Here is a 22,543-nt window from a genome sequence, read left to right on the forward strand (position 1 = left end):
AGAATCAATAATGAAAACAAAACTCACCTTATTAAGCACGGCACTCGTTGCCAGCTTAACTAGCACCGGCATACACGCCAAAGAATCGCTACAATTTAAAGACGTATTTAGTTTTAAATCAGCTAAAAGCACACAACTATCTGACAATGGTCAAGTACTCACTTTTAGTGCAACGCCGTATCGTGGAAATGCAACTGGTCAAGTTTACTCACTACAAAGCAATACACTCATCGCAGAAGTAGAACGCGGCACTAAGCCTCATATTAATAAAGCCGCTAACTGGGTCGCCTTTACACAAGTACCTACCTTACTTGAAAAAGAAACAACCAAAAAAAAAGACACACTTAAAAACAATCTGGTACTCGTAAACACACAATCAGGTGCCCAACAAAGCTTTGCTAATGTAAAAGATTACACGTTATCTGATGACGGTATGTGGCTTGCTTATCGTTTAAATAAAAAAGACGATGACGCAAAAGTAGAAGATAAAACCGATAGCACTAAAAACGAAGAAGACAACGCTATCACGCCCGATAAAAAAGATAAGAGCTATGCGCTTGTTATCGTAAATTTATCTGATAAACGCACACATACAATAGAAAACGTATTTAGCTACGCTATTAACTCAGCTAACAGCCAGCTATTAGTGAGTCAAAGTTACAGCGATGGTAATAACAACCAAATAGCGTTAATTGAGCTCAGTGACTTTAATAGCAGCGTATTAATTGATGAACCGGGCGTAATCGCAAATAAAATAGCGTGGCACCCCACTGACAATATTGCAGCGTTTACATTGGGTAACTATGTAAATGATGACACGCGCCGCCGAAGCTACACTTTACAGCTATATAAAAACGAGAAGCTCTCAACTATAGATTCACCTAATAAAGCATGGACGTTAGGGAAAACAGCCACCCTTGAATGGTCAGAAAATGGCGAGCGCTTATATTTTGAAAACCATCCTAAATTAGCAGCTAAAGTAAAAACTAAAGAATATACCGACGAAGCCTCACTGTACGACTTTGATACCATACGTGAGCATAAAGGTCTTAATGTATGGCACAACAACGATGCGCAAATAAAACCACGTGAAGAGCAACAATGGAACGAAGTTAATAAAAATCGCCATTACAGTGCGGTGTATCACGTTAACTCGCAAAAAGTTGCGCAACTTAGTACACCAAACATGCCTGAGGTTGCACTAAACCCTCAGCGAGATATATCTTTACTTGGCTCATCTAACATCCCCTACCTAAAAAAAATTATGTACGGCGGTTTTTTTGCTGATTACTTTGCAGTAAATATACACACCGGTAAACAAACTCCAATTATAAGTAACTACCCGTTTAGACCGAGCCTTGCCCCTAATGGTGAGTTTGCAGCTTATTTTAGCGATAGCCAAATACAGTTAAAAGATTTAAAAAATAATAAAGTAACACCGCTTACAAAAGCGATTCAGGCAACCTTTGCTGATGATAAACACGACTACCCATCTACTCAACCTGGTTATGGTTTTGCTGGTTGGATGACCGATAGCAGCCAAGTGCTTGCTTATAGTAAATACGATATTTGGGCGTTTGATGTAAAAACGCAGCAAGCTAAACGCCTAACTAATGGTAAGCAAAGCAATACGCAGTACCGTGTTATTAAGCTTGATAAAACCCAAGTGGGCTTTAAAAAAGGCGATACATTACTTGTCTCTGCTATTAACTTACAAACTAAACAAAGCGAAGTTGCAAAGCTCGACTTAACCACTAACACACTAACTAAGGTGCTTAGCGGTAATAAACGCTTTGATATGGTTAAAAAAGCCAAAAAGGCTGACAAGTACTTATTTACCTCGCAAACTTATAGCCAATTTCCTGATTACTACCAAACAGATTTTAGCTTTAGTTCACCAAAACAAGTGACCAACCTAAACCCACAAATTAGTAATTTTGCCTGGGGCGAAAAGCCAGAACTAATAAGCTATAAAGGCTTTGACGGTGAAGATTTACAAGGTGTACTAATAAAACCAGCGGGATATAAAAAAGGCGATAAAGTACCTGTGGTTGTGTATTTTTATCGTTACATGAGTCAGCGTATGTTTGATTTTCCAAAAATGGAATTAAACCATCGCCCTAATTTCCCTATGTTTACCTCAAACGGTTATGCGGTATTTTTACCTGACATTCGTTTTGAAATAGGTCACCCGGGTAAATCGTCAACGCAAACCATGATAAACGCCACCCAAAAATTAATAGATTTAGGCATAGCCGACCCAGATAAAATAGGCTTACAAGGTCACTCTTGGGCAGGCTATCAAAGTGCGTTTATGATAACCCAAACAGATATGTTTAAAGCGGTTGTATCTGGCGCGCCAGTATCAAACATGACAAGTGCTTACAGTGGCATACGTTTAAAATCAGGTCTTGCTCGTCAGTTTCAATACGAAACAGGGCAAAGCCGTATAGGTAAAAACTTATTTGAAGCACCAGATCTGTACATAGAAAACTCACCGGTGTTTTTTGCAGATAAAGTAAATACCCCTATTTTAATTATGTTTGGCGATAAAGACGATGCAGTGCCTTGGCACGAAGGCGTGCAGTACTACTTAGCGCTTCGCCGCGCAGGTAAAGATGCAACCTTTTTACAATACGAAGGTGAACCACACCACTTGAAAAAGTTTCCTAATCAGGTCGATTTTTCAGTACGTATGATGCAGTACTTTGATCATTACTTAAAAGGCAAACCTGCTGCTAAGTGGATGACACAAGGCGAAGCATTCGTTGAAGAGTAAATAACCCACACAAAAAAGCCGATATTGCATAAAACAATATCGGCTTTTTTGTTTTTAAAATTTGTATTTCTTATACCAATTCGCTTAATTAAATAAGCTATTTTGAGGCTGGAAAAACGTGTTGATAGCTAGGCAAAAAATTCGCTATTTAGTTGTTCTCGGCAATTGCTCCTGCATTGCTCTACCTTCTGCATCCATGCAGTCGTAAATGAGAATTTTTTAACGCAGGTAACGACACGTTTAGCCCCGCAAAATGATTAAGTATTATTGCGGATTGGTATTAAGCTACAAACACAACTCTCTAAATGGTAATGTGGCTGCGCCAATTGATACCGGAAAATTATCAATATTAGATACCACCAGCTTTGGCATAGGGCGTTTAGCGCCACGTCTAAATTGTGCATAAACCTCAGTTCGTGCAATAACTTTTTCAGCCAACTCTTTTGGAATATGGCCACCAATAATAATCGCTTCAGCATCTAATAATGCAGAGCAACAGGTTGCCACTAAATCAAATGAGTCTTGAACTTTAAACAACCACTCTTCAACGCCAGGCCAATCGGGGTCAAAGTTGTCATGCAGGTCGTAAATAGAAGTAACCGCTACGCCATTTTTTTTCAAAATACGTTTTAGTAATTCAAGATTGGGGTGGGCATATAATTTAGGCGGTAGCATGTCGCCAAGCTCACCTGCGTTTCCGTATGTACCGCGCAGTACGTCGCCATTATTTACAATACCACCACCAAATGCGGCCGACACAAACATATAAACAAAGTTTTTATACTCGCGTCCAATACCAGCAACACCCTCACCTGCGGCTGCGCCTGTAGCATCGTTAACAACCCAAGTAGGGAGTTGAAAATGCTGCGACACAATATCGATAATATCAACCTGCGACCACTCTTCTAGCATATGGTGGGTATTCATTTTCCCATCCATTGAGCTAAAAAAGCCAGAGATACCCACGCCCATTCCCAGTACTTTTTCACTTGGAATGTCACGCTCAGCGCTTATATCTTCTACCAGCTTTTGTGCACATTTAAGCACATTATTAATGCTCATATCCGACATTAGCTGCATATGGGTGTAAACCACCTTTCCCGTAAAATCCATTACAGCAAGCGAAATAGCATCAAGTAAAATAGCTAAGCCAAAGGTAAATCCGTAATCGGGATTAAGGGCAATGCCAAACCCAGGCTTACCTTTTTTATTAGGAATTAGCGTATCAGTTTGTACAATTACACCGTGTTGGGTTAACGACTTGAGTAAACGCGACACAGTTTGCTGTGGAATACGAGTTGCGCTCACAATATGACTTTGGGTTACGCACTTTTCCCAAAACACCACTTTTATAATATCGCGCTCAATATCTTGAAATAGCTTTTCGCCTTTTCCAAGCTCAAAACCAGAGCGTAATAAGTTACTGTTGTTTAACGAAAACATAGGTATTAACCCTAACAAAATTGGAGCACAAGATTACGTGAAACCATTATAAAGAACAAGTGGGCAAACTGCGCCTACTCAATCACTATCACTCTAAAATCATTCACATTTGTGTTAGTTGGCCCAGTAATAATTAAATCATCAATGGCTTTAAAAAACTGATGGCTATTATGACCTTCTAACTGTGCGTGTAAGTTTTCGCCAGCGTCTTGTGCGCGAGCAATTGTACTGCTATTTATATACGCACCCGCTACATCTTTACTACCATCTACACCATCGGTATCACAAGCAAGTGCGTAAATACCCGCTTCGCCATTAAGTGCCTCAGCCAACGCCATTAAGTATTCTTGATTCGGCCCGCCATCGCCATAAATATCAGCAACGGTTACGGTAAGCTCGCCACCAGAGAACAACATAACGCGCTTGCCTTGCGCTTTTTGATCAAGAGCGATAGCCGCATGTTGCTTTGCAACCTCTTTAGCCTCGCCTTGAATATCATACCCTAGTACCTGAGTTTCCCAGCCTTGATGCTGTGCAACACCTATTGCGCTATCAATCGCATGCTGCGCATTTGCAACAATAAAGTACTCCCCCACGGTGTCAGCAACTCGTTCTTGCTCTGGTTTTAATAAATGCGCTTCAACCTCTGCTATTACCGGCCAATTGTACTTTTGTAAAATAGCCAGTGCATCGGCTTTGGTACTGCCATCGCTAATAGTAGGGCCTGATGCTATATCACTTGGTTTGTCCCCTACTACATCTGAAATAATGAGCGTAACGTAATCCGACTTAGCGGCCTGCGCTAACTTACCGCCTTTAACAAGTGACAACTGCTTACGCACTACATTTATTTCATCAACGCTTGCACCACTTCTAAGTAAAAACTGATTAAGCTTTTGCTTTTGTGAAAAAGGCACATCATCAACAGGTAGGCACATCAACGACGAGCCGCCTCCCGAAATAATAAACAAAATAGGAATATCAGCCGGATTATTTTTTACAAGCTCCAATAACTCTTTGCCAGCTGCTAAGCTGTTATCGTCTGGTGTTGGGTGGTTTGCACTAAGCACTTTAATTCGCCCAGTATCGCCGCTACTTTCGTAGCCATAACGCGTTACCACTGCGCCAAAACATTTATCACCATAAAAGCGATTAACTTCGGCAGCCATTTCAGCGGCGGCTTTACCCGCCCCTACTACACACAAACCTTTGCTTGCATCTATATTTTCTAAATACTTACTCATGCAAGCACTTGGTTTACAGGCATTTACCGCAGTGGTAAATAAATCAATTAAAAACGACTTTTTAGAATCCATTAGTCACAGCTCACGAAAAAATTGAAGGAATAGCTAAACAAATTAATATCATCACAACAAACATGCTAAGTAGCATAACGATATCTTTGCCAGTTAAAATTGAGTTTGATACGGTCTCGGCATTTTGTACTTTTGTGACTTCGTTTACCTCTCTTGGAATTAAACGACTCGTAACATAAATAATCACCGCAGCGCTTACAAAACCAATAAAGTTCCACCAAAACCAAAAAACATCTGGCGCAAATACCGACACCAACAAATTAATTAATACACCACTAATTAAGCCAATATTGGCATGCAATGCAGCACTGCGTTTACTTAATACAGCAACTAAAAATACCGCCAGTATTGGGCCATAAAATAACGAGCCGACTTTGTTAATAGCTTCAATAATGGTCGGCGCAATGTCACCGGCAAAAAGTGATAGTACTAAGGTAATTGCGCCCCATGCTAAACCTAAGTATTTAGCTAACTTTAAGTAAGATGGTTGGTCTAGCTCTTTATTAGATATACGGCTGTAATCTTCAATACTTACCGCCGAAAGTGAATTAATTGCAGAGCTAAGTGACGACATCGCTGCCGACAAAATAGCGACAACCAATAAACCAATTAAGCCATGCGGGAGGTAATCTAAAATAAATATAGGCATCATCCAATCAGGGTTATCTGCTGGAATTTTTGCTAAAAATTCAGGGTTACTCATTGCCAGAGTGCCAACAATTAAACCCGACACGCAATATAAAATAGTAATAGGGAAGCGCACTACACCATTTGCTAAAATCATGTAGCGTAGGTTTTTAGGATCTTTTGCACTGAGCGCACGTTGCGCTTGCGTTTGGTCACACCCATAGTAAGAAGCGTAAAGTACCACACCACCAAAAATCATCGGTAAAAAGCCAAAGCCATCACCACTAAAACCAAATGAATCAAACTTAATCGCTTCTAATCGGCTCGAATCAACATTGGCAATAAAGGTATCAACCCCACCTAAGTGATATAGTCCAAATCCAATACAAGCAATAGTACCCAGTACAATGATGATCATTTGAATTGCATCACCGTACACTACAGCTTTCATCCCACCTTGCAGTGAATACAAAACGGTTATAACACCCGTTAATACAATAGCTTGCCATGCTTCTATTCCCATGGTGCCTTGTAAAATAAGCGATACCGCGTAAATCATAATGCCGGTGGCAAACGCACGGCTAAATTGAAACACCACACTAATAAGCACACGGGTTGAGCGGCCAAAGCGCATTTCTAAATAATCGTAAATACTGACAATGCCGCTTTTATAAAGCTTGGGTAAAATAGTCGCTAAAATTAAAATCATCGCCAGCGGAACACCCAACTCATACGAGAGCCATTGCATACCACCGCCTTCACGCAAACCAACAAATGCAGGAGCCGAAATAAAGCTAATAGCCGAAAGCTGAGTGGCCATTACCGACAAAGCCAAAGGTTTCCAACCTAAGCTTTTACCCCCTAAAAAGTAATCACTTTTGTTGGTTTGTTCGCGTAGCATAAATCCCATTACCAATAAGGCACCAAGATAAAGAGCAACTATTGAAAAATCTAATATATTCATAATTTATTCGCGTATTCACAATATGAAAACACTGCGCCTTTTCAAAATTAAAATACCAAACGGCTACCTGCCCTTACCTTTTTGAATAAACGAGCCTAGTCAAAAAGATAAACCTGTAGCTAACTTAGCTGAAAAATGCATCACAATGCAAAAAGCCTATTAACCCCAAAGTGAGTTAATAGGCATAAAGCATTTATTTAAAAGTCGTATTTAACTCTTAAAGTAACGCGTCGTGGGAGAATTGGGCGACCTACAAAGTATGGGTTATCTGCCGTTTGGCTGTTACCTAGACGAGGCGAACCTTCAGTAACACCGTCAGAATCAAACAGGTTAAATACCCCAACGCTTAAGCGTACTGTTTGCTCTGGTGCAACTTGCCAGTTATAGCCTGCATCAAATCTAAATAAGTGGAATGAATCAAGTTCTACCGAGTTTGAGTCATTTGCAAAGTTTTTACCGGTAAAGTTATGGTAAATCGATGCATCCCAGTTATCTGCGGTGTAGCTAATAGATGAGTTAAATAGTATTTTTGGTTTACGACGTAATTCGTTACCAATAATAGAAGGGTCTGAGTCAAATTCAGTAAATTCGTGATCGGTATAGGTCATGTTGGCATCAACAGCCCACTCATCGGTAATATCGTAACGACCGGTAAGCTCAACACCCGTTGCTTTAGTTGATTGCATAACTGGCAGCTCTAATACGCCCCCATTACCATCATTTACAAAGTCTACGCTGCGTCTGTCTTTTAAGTCAGTTCTAAATAACGCAATGCTGCCGCTAAAGTCGTTATCAAAAAACTTAACACCTAGCTCGCCTTGCTCAACAATTTCAGCTTCGTAGCTGGCAGGCTCACCTAAATCATTAAACTGAATACCTCTAATTTCTGGGAAGAAAAACCCGCGAGATGCATTGGCATATACATTTAAATTATCAGTTAAGCGATATAACGCCGCTCCTGATACAGCAAATTCAGACGTGTCGACTTCGCCGTAAGTCATTACACCACTGCCCGTAGTGTTAACTTGTAAGTTAGGTGCAAGCGTTGGATCATCAGAAATCTGAACTACTTGGCTGCCTTCACGACTAATTTTTCCTTCAATTTCTTCGTAGCGAACACCAAAGTCAAAAATCCAATCGTCACTTTCCATTTGATCCGCTACGTACAATGCTCTGCGGGTAGCGCTAATGGTTTGGTTAGTATAAGAAATGCCTGGGCCACTAATACCATTTTGAGTGTACTGAACCTCATCGCCATTAACATCGGTATACGTTAAGTCGATTAAGCGAGGGTTGTTATTAAACTCACCTAAGTAAGTTGTAATAACGTTATCGTCGTCGGCTTCACTGTGCGAGAAAAATGTACCGACTGTAATATCGTGGCTAAAATCACCTACAAAAATACTTTTGATGATATTAAATTCTGCAGAAAAATCTTCAGCTGGGCGGTCGCGGTCTAAAATACGGTTAGCAAATAGTGAGTCATCACTTGCAAGTGCGACACCTGAATTAACATAAGAAAACTCAGCACCGCTTGCATCACCTAGCCCTCTGTTAGCTAAGAAGTCGTCTTGGCTTTCAGGTACATTAATAATACCGTCGCCGTCTAAAAATAAATTAAATTCGTGTTGGTATTTAGCGTATTTACTGCGCATATTAATGGCAAAATCGTTAGCGAGTTCTTTTTCAAACACTACTGAAATAGAGCCACCTTTAGTAACTACACCATCGCTGATTGGCGATTCATAACGACCATTTGCTGTATCGTACGTTAAGTTAGATACTTGCGCCGTTTGCAGTGATTCGACTTCACGACCATCGTTACCAATTAAGCGCTCGCGGCTGTCGCCATCAAGTGGAATAGGTAAGTAAAACTGAGCTTGGTCGTCAATGTACTGTCCGTAAACAGTAAATGAGCCAGAGCCATCATTAAATTCTTTACGAATATTACCACGCAACTGTGTACCTTTAGTCTCAAGGCCTGTATCTAAAGGGCCCTCGTCGTAACGGTAAAAACCAGAAAGCGCATAATATAAGCCGTCTTCGTTAAGTGGACCGCTCGTTGCAAAATCTAAGCGAGTACGCCCTTGGTCAGAAAGCTCCATTTGTACGGTACTTTGCGGATCATCACTGCCCGTTTTAGAAATATAGTTAATAATGCCGGCCACAGAACCTTGGCCAAATAAATTAGATACACCACCACGCACAAACTCTACGCGCTCAATACCCAAATCATTACGGTAATACACATCAAACGCCGATGAGTTTAAACCAAAAACACTCAAACTAGGTGAACCGTCGTACGACAGTGGCGTAAACTGAAACTGACCCGATGAAGGTAAGCCTCTTACTTGTAGGTTAGTAGCGACTTCACCGCCACCGCCTTCTACTTTAATACCCGGAATATAGCGAAGCACATCCGCTTGGCTACTTGAAGACAGCTTCACCAGCTCGTCTTCACTAATAGATGTTACTGATTGTGGAGTGTCTGAAATAACACGCCCTTTACTGGTACCAGAGACGATAATACGCTCAACGTTGTTAGCTTTTTTTGCTGTATCTGGTGCAGCTTCTTCTGCTGCATAAGCGCCCTGTGCGAGGCATAAAGATACAATAGAGGCGATCGTTGTTTTATTCACGGGTATTCTCCAATTGTGCTAGTTGTCTGTGTGTATTTACTTAGAGTGTGGCTAAGCAAAGCCGAAATAATCAAGTAAACATGTTAGTTTTTTGTTACTTCGAACAGGATTTAAGCACAGAAAAAAAACATTTACAACCCATAATGAGTGCTTTAATATTATCCAAATCGGAAATAACACACAAAGAGCACCCAATATGACTACTATAAACAGCGGTAAAATTGACTCAGCAACGGCTTCATCGCTTGCAGACCTTGCTACTAAAACACTTATAGCAAACGACTTAGGTGGCTATACAGTACCAACACATGGCCTATACCCGTTTCAGTGGAACTGGGATTCAGCCATTACAGCGCTAGGCTGGATGAAATCAGACGAAAGCCGCGCATGGCAAGAAATTGATGTGTTATTTTCAGGCCAATGGGATGATGGCATGGTGCCGCACATCTTGTTTCATAAAGATTCTAATACTTATTTTCCTGGTCCTGACGTATGGGGTTCGGATAAAAAAATTAAAAGTACATCTATTTCACAGCCGCCAGTAGTCGCCACCGTAATGAAAGAAATGCTTGCCAGCGCGAAAGATAAAGCACTTGCAGAACAAAAAGTTAAAGCGTTATTTTCACAAGTAGTTGATTATCATTTATGGTGGTACAACGACCGAGATCCTGAAAAAACAGGTTTAGTAGTAACCTACCACCCGTGGGAATCGGGCATGGATAACAGCCCATCGTGGGATGACGCTCTTCATGCTGTGCCATGTGTAGATTGGGAATATACGCGCCGTGATACAAGTCATGTAGATTCTTCTCAGCGTCCACATAAAAGTGAATACGACCGATTTTTATACCTTGTAGACTTTTTCAAACGTAACAACTTTGACAGCAAAGTAATCTACGAAACCTGTCCGTACAAAATGAATGACCTAGGTATTATTGCTATTTTGCACCGTGCAACCAAAGATTTACTCAAAATGGGTGAACAGCTTGGCTTAAACGATGCTCGCACTGATTACTTAGCACAGCGTTTACAAATAACAGAGCAAGCCATAAATACTTTATGGTGTGAACAAAGCCAGTACTTTTACTGCAGAGATGTATTAACTAACAGCTTGGCTAAAGTTAAAACATCAGCCGCGCTATTAACTGTATATGCAGGTTTAACAAGCGATGAGCAAACTAAAATAATTAATACAGCCACCGAAGATTTTATTGAGTCAAGCCAGTTTAGTGTGGCTTCTACTCACCCTAAAGAGGAAAAATACGAGCCACAACGCTACTGGCGTGGCCCGATTTGGTTACACATCAACTGGATGATAGCCATAGGCCTTAAAGAAGCAGGCTTTGCAACAACGGCTGACAAAATTCAAGATGACACTCGCAACCTAGTTGTTAAGTCAGGCTACTACGAATATTTTAACCCAGAAACAGGTGCAGGCTGTGGTGGTAAAGATTTCTCGTGGACAGCTGCAATTGCATTACATTGGCTACTTGACTAATAACTAAGGCAAGATCATGAAACACACAATATGCTTTGGTGAAGTACTGGTTGATTTACTTTCAAATAAATTGAGCCAAAACAGCAACGAACACGAAGCGTTTACAAAGTTTGCAGGCGGTGCGCCTGCAAACGTAAGCGTTGCTATTGCAAAGCTAGGCGGTAATGCCTACTTTGCAGGAATGCTAAGCACTGATAGCTTTGGCGACTTTTTACATAATGCATTAAAAGAGCAAGGTGTAAAAACCGACTTTATGCGTTTTACCAACCAAGCAAAAACAGCTCTCGCGTTTGTATCACTCGATAACGATGGCGATCGCACGTTTGAGTTTTACCGTGATAACACCGCCGATTTGCACTTTAGTAACGATGACTTTAGTCGCGAATGGTTTGAGCAATGCGATATTTTTCATATTTGCTCAAACACATTAACCGACAAAAACATCAGAAACACCACCGCTTACGGTGTTAAATTTGCAAAACAAAATAACTCAATTGTGAGCTTTGATATTAACTTGCGCCTCAATTTATGGCCAAGCGATGCCAACCCTCGCGAGCATATTTTACCGTTATTAAAAGACTGCTCAATTATTAAAGCCTCAAAAGAAGAGCTTGAATACTTAGCGGGTGAGCAATCGAGCGATGAGTTTATTGCCCAAACACTTAATAACGGTTGTGAGCTATTTGTAGTTACCGATGCAGGCAACCCTATGCATTGGTATACAAAAAATGCCAAGCAAACTCTTCACCCTAAAAAGGTTACTATGGTTGATGCCACCGCTGCAGGAGATGCGTTTGTAGGTGGACTGCTGTATCAACTAGGCTTACAAAACCTAACACCCAGCTCTTTTAGCGAGCTTTGCAACACGCCCGAAACACTAACAACTATTTTTGAATTTGCTTCGTTATGTGGTGCCCATGCCGCATCTTACAAAGGGGCATTTAACTCCCTACCTAACCAAAAGTCTCTACACGATTTTAGGAGCGAACTATGAAAAGCACACCTGATAACTTTAAAAGCCGTGAATTTTTAACGCAGCACATTAGCGACACGTTAGCGTTTTATGAGCCAAATATTGACGATGAACACGGTGGTTTTTACCAAAACTTTTCTGATAACGGTGAGGTATTTGATAAACACACGCGCCATTTAGTAAGCTCTACTCGTTTTGTATTTAACTATGCGCGTGCGTACCAAACCTTTAATGACGAAAAGTACCTAAACCGTGTTAAATCGGGAATTGAGTTTATTCGTAAGCATCACCTTGTTGAGCAAACAGGCGGCTATAACTGGTTATTAAAAGTTGAAAACGCTCAAGCTACCGTGCTTGATAACACCAATCATTGTTATGGCTTTGCATTTGTTATTTTAGCGTACAGCTGGGCATATCGCGCAGGTGTTACAGAGGCGCGCGAATACCTCAACGATACATTTCAAACAATGGAAACACATTTTTGGGATGCAAAAGCCGGTTTATATAAAGATCAGCATAACAGCGACTTCACAAAATGTGATTCATACCGCGGCCAAAATGCCAATATGCATACTTGTGAAGCACTTATTGCCGCTTATGAAGCCACAAGAGACGAAATATTCTTAAACCGTGCGCTCACACTTGCCGACAACATGGTTAACCGCCAAGCTAGTTTAATGGGTGGGCTTATTTGGGAGCATTACGATATAAATTGGCAGGTCGATTTAGAGTACAACAAAGACGATCCTAAAAATTTATTTCGTCCGTGGGGCTTTCAACCTGGCCATCAAACAGAGTGGTCAAAACTGCTTATGTTTTTAAATAAGCATAAGCCACAAAAATGGCTTATTGAACGCGCTCAAGCCTTATTTGATAACTCAATAAATGTAGCATGGGATAAAAAGCACGGCGGTATTTGCTACGGCTTTGCCCCTGATAAAACTATTTGCGATGACGATAAATACTTTTGGGTTCAAGCCGAAACTCTGTGTTGTGCAGCGTATCTTTATCAAGCAACAGGGGATGAAAAATATCAGCAATGGTATGACAAAATTTGGCAGTATTCGTGGCAGCATTTAGTTGATCATAAATACGGAGCCTGGTTTAGAATTTTAACCGCTGACAATAAAAAAATAGACACGATGAAAAGCCCAATAGGTAAAACTGATTACCATACAATGGGTGCCTGTTTTGATGTGCTCGAACTATTAAAGTAACTATGTAGTTATAACTTTTACAGTGTTGTGTAGACCTTTTAACCGCCAGCTTGGCGGTTTTTTTTGCGCTGGATTTAATTCACCTCAAAAAGGGTTATCAACTTAACAAAATAATATTTTTTTACAGCCATTTTTTTAAACCTAATCTTTTGAATACCACACCAATAATAGAAAATTTTGCACGCCAGCAGCGTATAGTAATATTAAAGATATAAAAATAAGAGAACAGGTAATGCCCAACGAGAAAGATCCCCACGCCATATGCACAAGCGAACAAGTTGCTTGGCCACGTATTGCCGCAATTGCTGCAATGCTAAGCTTTTCATTACCCACATTTATAACCGGCTTAGAAATTCATCAAAGTTCAAGTGTGAGTAATACACTTTGGGCATTAGTTATTGGATCTATCATTTTAACCGTAATTGGCGGTGCCATGGGCACAATAGGTGTAAAAAGTCGCTTAAGCTCTTATCTGTTAGTAAAAATAGCCTTTGGTAATGCAGGTGCTGGCATTGTAAATATAGCTTTTGCTTTGTCATTAATTGGCTGGTTTGGAGTAAATATTGACTTGTTTTCGAATGCAGTAGTACGCCTACTGAGCGCTGAATTTAATATTATTATGCCTGAGTGGCCAATTGATATAGCTGCTGGCTGCGCCATGCTCATAACCACATTATACGGATTTAAAGCTATTAATGTACTGGCCTCTATTATGATCCCCATTTTAGCTGTTGTGACCGCAATGATGCTATTTGGCGCATTAGATAACATGCCATTTATTGATTTTATTAATTTAGAAAAGTCAGCAGACTTATCACTTGAAGATGGTGTAGCCGCCATTGTTGGTGGCGTTATTATTGGCGCAATTATCTTGCCCGATATAACCCGTTTTTCTAAACAAAAACGTGGCGGCATATACACCTCTTTTATTGCTTATATGATTATTGAACTGCTCGTTATTTTTGTAGCTGTATTTGCAGCAGCCGCCATGCAAGAAACCGAAATACTCAGTTTAATGCTTGCGCTCAACCTAGGATTTTCGGCTTTTTTTATTGTGATTGCAGGAAGTTGGATTTTAAATTCACTAAACTTATACAGTACCGCACTCAGTGTAGAGGCAACTTTTCCGCATTGGCATAAAAAGTGGGTTATTGTTTTATTAGGGCTCGTAGGAATTGGCGCGGCATTTATAAATATTTTAGATATGTTTATTAGCTTTTTAGCATTTTTGTCAGATATTTTTGTGCCCGTTGCAGGCGTTATTATTGTTGATGCATTATTTATAAAGCCTGATGCGTACAACGCCAGTACGCTTACCAATAACGCGCGCTTTTCTGTACCTGCATTTACGGCTTGGTTTGTAGGTGCGGCATTTGCAGTGTGTAATGGGGCGATATTTAACGTGTCATTGAGTGGCATTACTGTTATTGATGCCATTATTTTAACCGCAATTATTTATACTTTTTTTGTAAAATTGATTAAGCCAAAACCGGTTAACAAGCACTAAGCACTTATAACTAACCAAGGCGCTTAATCAGCGCCTTGTTCGTCTTCTTCTATTTTCATTTCGTCTCGCCATCTTAGTTTTTCAAGCGGGTAGCCTAAAAAGAACTTGGCTCGCTCAAGCACGATACGTGTGGTTAATTTTTTAATCGTATAATTACTACTGCCCGTTAACTTATCGCACATTGCGTTAAGCGCCTGAATATCTGCAAAACAACAAAAAGAAATATAATCAATATCACCACTTAACTGCATGCAATCCATTATTTCAGGGATATCGTGTATTTCAGCTAAAAACTTACGCCTAGCAGCTAAATTATTGTCCTCAAGAGTAAATTCCATATAAGCAAACACATGTTCACATATTTGTTCAAGATTAATATCGGCATGAAATGTACGAAAATACCCAGCTTCTTTTAATGCTTTAACGCGTTGAAAACAAGCGCTGGGAGAAAGGTTTACTCGCTCTGCCAGCTCTACATTAGTGAGATCGGCAGTAAGATGCACTATTGCTAATATTTTTTGGTTATATCTGTCTATTTTTATCGTTTTTTTCATAACTGGTTTCACATTGAAAAATAATTAATTTTGTAAACCTATTGTCAAAATGTACATAAAACTTAGCGCCTGCTAGATATTTTCACAATATGTTTGTGCTCATTTGAGGTTTTACAAAATATTATTTTGTCTGAAAAAGCGACAATGTTTGTACGTTAAAAACATTACCTTAATCGTGACATTAGGACATATAACATGAGCAGATACAATAGAACAAAATTCCATAAAACGCTTTTAGCATCGGCGGTGAGTTTATCGTGCTTGTCACACGTTAATGCACAAGAACAAAATAATACAGCCAACACTATCGAAAAAATTTCTGTTATCTCTCGAGGACGTGTTGAGTCAATTCAAAACGTGCCAGACTCTGTTACCGCCTTTAGCGCCGATACGATTGAAAAATCTCGTATTACCAGCTTTCGTGATGTTGCTAATTTAACGCCTAATTTGTCGCAACTTGATAACTTTAGACCCGGCCTTGCGCGCATAACTATTCGTGGGTTAATTACACCGCAAGTGGGCGATCCGCCGCTTGCATTTGTTGTTGATGGTGTAACTGCCCCCGATTTAGAGTTTATTAACCAAGACTTGGTAGATATTGAACGCATTGAAGTTATGCGTGGCGCGCAAGGCGCACTGTACGGCCGTGGTGCCATTGGTGGTGCGGTTATTGTTACCACAAAAAAACCAATTGAAGACTTCGAAGGTAAAGTTAAAGGATCAATTGGCAACGGCAATACCTATAACCTAAGTGCGGTTGTATCAGGTTCACTAAACGATGAAAACACCGCTTATTTTAGAGCCGGTGGTTACATTAAAGATACCGATGGCCTCATTAAAAACACCTACACAGGCGATAAAGCCGATCCATTAAAAGAACAATCTGTATTTTCTCAATTAGAATTTGAATTAACTGAAGACACATCAATAAACCTTAAAGGTAAATACACGTCGAGCGAAGCGGGTTTTGCTTACTATCAAGGCGTAAACGATGACACTATTGAAGACTTCTCAATTAATACCTCGCAAAATATTATTAACGAAGACGAGCGTGATGTGTATGAGCTAAGCGCTAAACTTACCCAACATTACGATTTAGGTAAGTTTGAGTTTGTTACCGCTTACAGCAATTCTGAAAATGAACATTTTTACGATGGGGACTACTCAGCTGATGCAACTTTTATAGATGGAGATGGCTTGTTTAGAGCCCCATTTGGAACTGAAGGGTTATACGACATTGAATCGTTAACTGTTGAATCTCGCTTTATATCTCAGTCAGATCAGGAGTTTAGATGGTCTGTGTCGGCATTTTATCAACAGCGCGACCGCGACACTGCGGTACTTTTTTATGATGACTTTACGGATGCACAAATACTCACCCGTAAAGACTTTGCAAACGATGAACCTTACTTATCTATTATCGATAATAACAGCAGTGATGCGTGGGCTCTTGCGGGGCAATTTAACTACGATATTACCTCGCAGTTAGAGCTAACCGGCGCACTACGTTACGATCACGATACCCGTGAATCGTTCGACCCAACTAATAAAACAGATACTTACGCTAAAAAGTCGTTTAGCCAACTACAGCCAAAAGTAACTTTAGGATACCAAGTTACGGATGACTTTTTACTTTATACGGGTTATTCGCACGGATTTAGAAGTGGCGGCTTTAATGAGCCTGCAGAAGGAATTAGCCGTACCTTTGATCAAGAAGTGTCTGATAGCTACGAAATGGGTTTTAAAACATCTTTGTTTGATAGCAAAGTAACCCTTAATGGAGCTGCGTTTATTATTGACCAAGACGATGCTCAGTTTACGCAGTTTAATGTAGATACCTTCACCCTCGAAAATCTATCAATTGATGAAGTACAAACCAAAGGCTTAGAGCTAGAAGCCGCCTATGCAGCCACCAGCAATTTAAGCATAAACCTAAGCGCCGGTATTATTGATTCAGAAATAAAAAGCTTTGCACTGCGCCCTGAGCTTACTGGCAGACCACAGTTTTGGGTTCCTGAATACAACTACAGCATATCGGCCAATCATAATACGCAATTAAACGGCCAGTGGTCACTGTTTTCCCGCGCGGAGGTGTTAATAGAAGGACCTAAAACCTTCAGCATTGATATTCCAGATGTAGAGTCATCACGCTACACCTACCTAAATGCGGGGGTTGGTGTTAAATCTGAGCAATGGACAGTGCAAGTTTACGTAGACAACCTCACTGATGAGCGTGCCATTGAAGATATATTTTTATATGGCGATGGGATTACTGAACTTGCGCGCCAACCTAATAAACCACGTAGTTACGGCGTAGAGCTAAGCTACGACTTTTAATTTCAACTCTCAAATAGCTGCTTTAAACAATCTTAAGGCAGCCTCTTTTTTTAGATAACCAATAGCGATACACACATGCAAATTCTTAATCGTGAACAACTAATTGATATTTTATACGGCTGCGCCATTTTAGGTACCGGTGGTGGCGGTGAGCTAAGTGAAGGCATAAATTACATTGACGAAGCCCTTGCACTAGGTAAAACGTTTAAACTTATTAGCGCAGATGAAGTACCCGCGGGTGAGCTTGTATGCACACCTTATATTTTAGGGGCAATCTCGCCACTAACAGATACGGAAGAGCGCGCTTACGCTAATCTCCCACGTACAGGTAAGCATTCTATTTTAGCGGCCTACGATCGCGCCCTTGAGTACATGAATAAAGAATCTATTTATGGAACTATTTGCTGCGAGCTAGGTGGTGCTAACACTGCGGTATCGTTTTATTTAGCCGCTATGTTTGACGGCTATATTATTGATGCAGACCCTGCTGGGCGAGCTGTTCCTGAAATTACCCATTCAACCTACTACTTAAATAACTTACCCGCGGCGCCAATTATTACCGCTAACGAATTTGGCGAGTGCTTTATTTGTGAAAACGTTATGGATGACTTACGTGCTGAAACCGTAGTGCGTGCGCTTGCCAAAATTAGCCGTAACGACATAGCAGCCATTGATCATATTCTCCCTATTGAACAAATGAAAGATGCGGTTATTCACGGCACGATAAGTAAAGCATTAAAGCTTGGAAGAGCAATGCGTGAAGCCAACAACTCAAATGAAAACACTATTAATGTAGTTGCCGAGCAAGGTAAAGGGTTTGTCGCGTTTGAAGGCGTTGTTAGTGAGTTTGAATTTAAAACACTTGAAGGATTTACTATAGGCGAAGTTATGCTTGCTGGTACTGGCGAGTTTGCAGGTAACAGTTATAAAATTACCGTTAAAAACGAAAATATGGCAGCGTTTTTAAATGGAGAAGTCCACGTTACCATTCCTGATTTAATTTGTTGCTTAAACACACAAGCGGGTACACCAATCACTAACCCAAATTATGAAATAGGTATGCCTGTATCTGTTATTATTTTGCCAGCACCTGTTGAATTTACAACACCAAAAGGGCTTTCTATATTTGGCCCTAATTACGCAGGCGTTAAGAGTGATTATCGTCCTGCTATAAAGAGTTAACTATTCAGCTTTAACCTGAATTATTATAAAGCTTAGCGTGGTTAGCACTTAACCCGTTAAGCTTTCATATAAATAACTCACTTCCAATCTGTAGTACACTTTTAATCAAAGTAAAAAACTATAATAAAAGCCTAATATAAGTAATAATCACTAAATTCAGAGATTAAAGAGTCGCTCATTATGCTAAGTTTTTGGTACAAAGAGTTTCCACAGTACCCTAAAGATCACAAGGACTTTTGGCGCACTCGCTTAATAGCCCACTCCTTGCTAATAACTACATGTTACTTTTTAGTTTTAACCCTGCTCAATCTTTTTTATTTTGAAAGCTACGACATAGCACTTATTGATGCTTTTGGCCTTTTTATATCGCTCGGTATTTGTATTTGGTTTAATAAAACAGCTAATGTAAATGTAGCCTCCTGGGCCGTTACATTGATGATTGTTAGTTTAATTTTAATGTTTGTGATTTCAGTTGGTGGCCATGCCCACTCTTTATTTTGGGCCACGCTTATTCCGCCATTCACATTTTTTTTAGTTGGCAGAAATTGGGGGAGTATATTTAGTGCAGTCGCTTTTGCTATTTGTGCGTATCTTGTGTACTTACAACAACAGCAAACCGTAACAATTGGCTTAGGCTCTTTATTTAATCTTATTGAAGTAGGTCTTGCTCATATTTTGATTTTTAGATTTTACGAAAAAACACGGTTTTCGGCATACACCCGACTATCTATCCGTAACCTAGAAATTCAACACTTAGCAGAAACCGATAAGTTAACTGGGCTTTATAACAGGCAAAAATTTGATTTTGAATTGTCACAGTTAATTGCTAAAAACGACGTCTTTGAAACCTCACATTGCTTACTTATTTGCGATATAGACCACTTTAAAAATATAAACGATACCTACGGGCATTTAGTTGGCGATAAGGTACTCACTGAATTTGCAAAAATATTAAAAAAACGAATGCGAAATGACGCACTTATTGCGCGATGGGGTGGAGAAGAGTTCACTATTATTTTGTCGAACACCTCTTTAAATGATGGTGCGAAACAAGCTGATGACCTGAGAAAATATATTGCCGAAAATACAATTACAAATATAGCATTTACTATAAGCATTGGCTTAGCAACGATACAAAAAGACGATACAGTGCTAAAACTATTAGAGCGGGCTGATACAGCGCTATATAGGGCTAAAAATAATGGACGAAATAACGTATGTGTTAGCGATAAGGATTCAACCGTTATCGCTCAATCAACTTACTTAAATGGCTCTATAGCCTAAACTTATGTTTTATTCGATTATAAATGAAGACAAAAATCCTCTGTAACCCGCATTTTTAGCAAGCGTTTTTCACCATATTTCCTAATGTAAATAGGGACATTTGATTGGTTAAATATACTCTGATATTAGCCCCGCCAATGGTTAAGAAAATTGCAGATATTTAAGGGGATGATTAGTTAGAGAATAGTAACTAAAACTTGTAAAGTCACTTTTAAGTTTCAGAGTTTAATTAAATATATCAGGCAGCAATAAAAGCTCAAAGCTGCCTGTGGAGTTTCATCTCAGAATGCTAAAATTTCATCCTGACTATTTATTGTGAAATCTATTAATAAATTTACCGAATGAAGACTTATACTGTGGTAGGTTTGAAAATTCTAACATCGCTTTATAAGCAGGATCATTATCAGGCGAAGGAAACAAAGAATTAAAATCACAGTCTGTACTATAGGTATTTGGTGTAAGGCGAAAAATGCATACTACAGTTTCAGCCAAGCGATTTTGATGATCGCTATGCCCCCCTCTAAAAAATCTTGCATGTTGAGCTTGAGGTCTTTGAGCTTTAAATCCAAACTCTTCAAGTTCTTCACAATCATGAAGAGATGATTGGATTGAATTTGTAACGGCTTGACAGGCTATAATGACAGGCCAATCTTCAGGGTCTTTAGGCCAGTCATCATAAGTCATTTTTTGATAGGAAGAAATTCCTGTATCTTTCTCTGAAGAATATATATTAGTTGCAAACCATAAGGCCACATCATCATTTGTTGTAATATCAAGCCCGTGGCTTGGCAAGCCATAGTGTTGGGCCAATGCCAAAATCGCAGAATCAAGTATACAAATAGGTGACTTAGATTTTTCTCTCCATTCATCAATTAAGTTTTGATCTCCTTCTCTCATTATTTGTTGCTCAATGAAATGTTTGAGAATGAAATGAACATCATCATAATCGTATTTTAAATCCCTTGCAGCAGAAGTAATGAGGGACGGCTCAATACAACAAGAATCACCAAATAGTACTTTTTGTATCGATGGTTCTCTTTTTATTAAGTGCATACGCCTCTGACCACGAAAGAAAATTCCTTCATCATGTCTTTTGGGTATCATTTTAATGTAATTACGAACTTCTTCCATACTGGAAACTTCAATAACCGGAGCGCAATAATGTTTGCACCGAACAAGTGAAGAAGGCTTAAGTCCATCATAAAAATCTTTATAATGATCGCGCATTACGTTTTTGTTGCCATAAAAGGCATAGGATTCAGGTTTGCGTGCAAAGAAAGGGGTACGATAGTACTTATCAACAACAAACCCAGGTAAAAATAAATCATTATCTAAATTTTTGGTCTCAAAGAATAATTTATTCGGCTGATTTGCCATGTTTGTTTCATCAATAGGAAGAGAACCAAGAATTGTTGAACAGTCTTGCGCCTCTAGTAATGGAGCAATTAGAGAACTAGGTAATGCAATCAAACCGCTTGAATTTAGATCCTTTGCTTCTTGAGGAGAAAAACCAATCCGAGAGGCATATTTAATATTTAAAGATGAGTGATGAATTTGTCTAATAGCTGCATAATAAGCAAAATATTGTACATTCATTGAACCACCTAACCATGCCCCAAGCGATGCAAAAGCATAATGTAAATGGGTTGGTAATTGTCTTGGGTATTCTGAAAGAGTATCAATATTTTGAGATGAAAACCCTTTATCATTAAGTACTTTTGTTGTCTGACTTATTTTATCTTCAATAAGAGTACTGTGTAACTTAAGTACATTTATCAATTGAGTTAAAATAGTTGAATAGGCAATCGGCCATAGACTTTCCTCTTCCCATATCAACTTATCTCCGACTTCATATACCGCAAACTTCCCTCCTCTAGGAGAGGACTTTACTAACAAGTTTGAATGACCTTTCCTTTCGATTGAAGGGATTTTTGAAAATCCGTCCAGCATTTGAGTAGGAACATCAATTTTTCGCAATATTCCTCGAATACTCGCAATCAAATAATCGCGCTTGTTATTTGAAGCAATAATAGGAAAACCAAAATGACTGAGCGGTGCTTCTTCATCCAATTGACGAAGAGCTTCACTTAGCAATCCAAAATCCGCTGAAAGTAATGGAAATCTAATATCTTTAAACACTTCAAAAAATATGTCGAGCAATTCCTTGTTGTTCATTTACACTCCAATAAATTTAGTACATTAACGAGAATGCAGAACAACTCG

General features: G+C 39.6%; 14 protein-coding genes. 8 read left to right on the forward strand and 6 right to left on the reverse strand.

Annotated features, from left to right (window positions below; all coding sequences use genetic code 11):
* Positions 1-10 precede the first annotated feature (10 nt).
* Positions 11-2,779, forward strand: a complete 2,769-nt coding sequence (locus tag H5161_RS01410; RefSeq protein ID WP_182768540.1) for a prolyl oligopeptidase family serine peptidase — start codon at positions 11-13, stop codon at positions 2,777-2,779.
* Positions 2,780-3,064: 285 nt separating this feature from the next.
* Here H5161_RS01410 and H5161_RS01415 read toward each other — a convergent pair whose 3' ends face one another.
* The 4 genes from H5161_RS01415 to H5161_RS20230 form a co-directional block, all read right to left on the reverse strand.
* Positions 3,065-4,222, reverse strand: coding sequence for an ROK family transcriptional regulator (locus H5161_RS01415; protein WP_002957728.1), 1,158 nt, complete (start codon positions 4,220-4,222; stop codon positions 3,065-3,067).
* A gap of 74 nt (positions 4,223-4,296) precedes the next feature.
* Positions 4,297-5,538: a glycerate kinase gene (locus H5161_RS01420; RefSeq protein WP_039488287.1), complete on the reverse strand. Its 1,242-nt coding sequence runs from the start codon at positions 5,536-5,538 to the stop codon at positions 4,297-4,299.
* A 10-nt stretch (positions 5,539-5,548) separates the two neighbouring features.
* On the reverse strand, positions 5,549-7,129 hold the full coding sequence (locus tag H5161_RS01425) for a sodium:solute symporter (protein WP_182692782.1): 1,581 nt from the start codon (positions 7,127-7,129) through the stop codon (positions 5,549-5,551).
* A 197-nt stretch (positions 7,130-7,326) separates the two neighbouring features.
* Positions 7,327-9,768 carry a TonB-dependent receptor domain-containing protein gene (locus tag H5161_RS20230; protein WP_182768541.1) on the reverse strand — a complete coding sequence of 814 codons (2,442 nt, stop codon included), beginning with the start codon at positions 9,766-9,768 and terminating at the stop codon, positions 7,327-7,329.
* A 196-nt stretch (positions 9,769-9,964) separates the two neighbouring features.
* On the opposite strand from H5161_RS20230, the gene H5161_RS01435 reads away from it, so the two are divergent.
* The 4 genes from H5161_RS01435 to H5161_RS01450 all read left to right on the forward strand — a co-directional run bounded on the left by H5161_RS01435 (position 9,965) and on the right by H5161_RS01450 (position 14,963).
* Positions 9,965-11,266 (forward strand): MGH1-like glycoside hydrolase domain-containing protein, encoded by a 1,302-nt coding sequence (locus H5161_RS01435; protein WP_182692784.1) that lies wholly within the window; start codon positions 9,965-9,967, stop codon positions 11,264-11,266.
* A gap of 16 nt (positions 11,267-11,282) precedes the next feature.
* On the forward strand, positions 11,283-12,260 hold the full coding sequence (locus H5161_RS01440) for a carbohydrate kinase (RefSeq protein ID WP_024604532.1): 978 nt from the start codon (positions 11,283-11,285) through the stop codon (positions 12,258-12,260).
* Positions 12,257-13,456, forward strand: a complete 1,200-nt coding sequence (locus H5161_RS01445; RefSeq protein ID WP_182712076.1) for an AGE family epimerase/isomerase — start codon at positions 12,257-12,259, stop codon at positions 13,454-13,456. Before H5161_RS01440 ends, H5161_RS01445 begins: the two co-directional genes overlap by 4 nt.
* 232 nt (positions 13,457-13,688) lie before the next feature.
* Positions 13,689-14,963, forward strand: a complete 1,275-nt coding sequence (locus H5161_RS01450) for a cytosine permease (RefSeq protein ID WP_182747993.1) — start codon at positions 13,689-13,691, stop codon at positions 14,961-14,963.
* A 23-nt stretch (positions 14,964-14,986) separates the two neighbouring features.
* Here H5161_RS01450 and H5161_RS01455 read toward each other — a convergent pair whose 3' ends face one another.
* Complete coding sequence (locus tag H5161_RS01455; protein WP_002957736.1) at positions 14,987-15,517, reverse strand: Lrp/AsnC family transcriptional regulator; 531 nt, start codon at positions 15,515-15,517, stop codon at positions 14,987-14,989.
* A gap of 195 nt (positions 15,518-15,712) precedes the next feature.
* Here H5161_RS01455 and H5161_RS01460 point away from each other — a divergent pair, with 195 nt between their 5' ends.
* The 3 genes from H5161_RS01460 (at position 15,713) to H5161_RS01470 (ending at position 20,320) form a co-directional block, all read left to right on the forward strand.
* The gene (locus H5161_RS01460) at positions 15,713-17,854 is read left to right on the forward strand and encodes a TonB-dependent receptor (protein ID WP_182768542.1); all 2,142 of its coding nucleotides are present in this window, start codon (positions 15,713-15,715) and stop codon (positions 17,852-17,854) included.
* Between the two features lie 75 nt (positions 17,855-17,929).
* The gene (locus H5161_RS01465; RefSeq protein ID WP_182768543.1) at positions 17,930-19,036 is read left to right on the forward strand and encodes a DUF917 domain-containing protein; all 1,107 of its coding nucleotides are present in this window, start codon (positions 17,930-17,932) and stop codon (positions 19,034-19,036) included.
* A 180-nt stretch (positions 19,037-19,216) separates the two neighbouring features.
* A complete protein-coding gene (locus tag H5161_RS01470) occupies positions 19,217-20,320 on the forward strand; it encodes a GGDEF domain-containing protein (RefSeq protein WP_182768544.1) in 1,104 nt (367 codons plus the stop codon).
* Between the two features lie 306 nt (positions 20,321-20,626).
* Here the strand turns inward: H5161_RS01470 and H5161_RS01475 are convergent, their stop codons facing one another.
* On the reverse strand, positions 20,627-22,495 hold the full coding sequence (locus H5161_RS01475) for an FRG domain-containing protein (protein WP_182768545.1): 1,869 nt from the start codon (positions 22,493-22,495) through the stop codon (positions 20,627-20,629).
* Positions 22,496-22,543 lie beyond the last annotated feature (48 nt).

The sequence above is a fragment of the Pseudoalteromonas sp. SG43-5 genome (assembly GCF_014164345.1).
In the GTDB taxonomy this organism is placed as follows: Bacteria; Pseudomonadota; Gammaproteobacteria; order Enterobacterales; family Alteromonadaceae; genus Pseudoalteromonas; species Pseudoalteromonas distincta.

Coding starts and splice junctions, on each gene's coding strand:
- H5161_RS01435 (WP_182692784.1), top strand. CDS start 9,965: ATGACTACTATAAACAGCGGTAAAATTGACTCAGCAACGGCTTCATCG.
- H5161_RS01470 (WP_182768544.1), top strand. CDS start 19,217: ATGCTAAGTTTTTGGTACAAAGAGTTTCCACAGTACCCTAAAGATCAC.
- H5161_RS01460 (WP_182768542.1), top strand. CDS start 15,713: ATGAGCAGATACAATAGAACAAAATTCCATAAAACGCTTTTAGCATCG.
- H5161_RS01475 (WP_182768545.1), bottom strand. CDS start 22,495: ATGAACAACAAGGAATTGCTCGACATATTTTTTGAAGTGTTTAAAGAT.
- H5161_RS01445 (WP_182712076.1), top strand. CDS start 12,257: ATGAAAAGCACACCTGATAACTTTAAAAGCCGTGAATTTTTAACGCAG.
- H5161_RS01450 (WP_182747993.1), top strand. CDS start 13,689: ATGCCCAACGAGAAAGATCCCCACGCCATATGCACAAGCGAACAAGTT.
- H5161_RS01415 (WP_002957728.1), bottom strand. CDS start 4,222: ATGTTTTCGTTAAACAACAGTAACTTATTACGCTCTGGTTTTGAGCTT.
- H5161_RS01410 (WP_182768540.1), top strand. CDS start 11: ATGAAAACAAAACTCACCTTATTAAGCACGGCACTCGTTGCCAGCTTA.
- H5161_RS01425 (WP_182692782.1), bottom strand. CDS start 7,129: ATGAATATATTAGATTTTTCAATAGTTGCTCTTTATCTTGGTGCCTTA.
- H5161_RS01455 (WP_002957736.1), bottom strand. CDS start 15,517: ATGAAAAAAACGATAAAAATAGACAGATATAACCAAAAAATATTAGCA.
- H5161_RS01420 (WP_039488287.1), bottom strand. CDS start 5,538: ATGGATTCTAAAAAGTCGTTTTTAATTGATTTATTTACCACTGCGGTA.
- H5161_RS01465 (WP_182768543.1), top strand. CDS start 17,930: ATGCAAATTCTTAATCGTGAACAACTAATTGATATTTTATACGGCTGC.
- H5161_RS01440 (WP_024604532.1), top strand. CDS start 11,283: ATGAAACACACAATATGCTTTGGTGAAGTACTGGTTGATTTACTTTCA.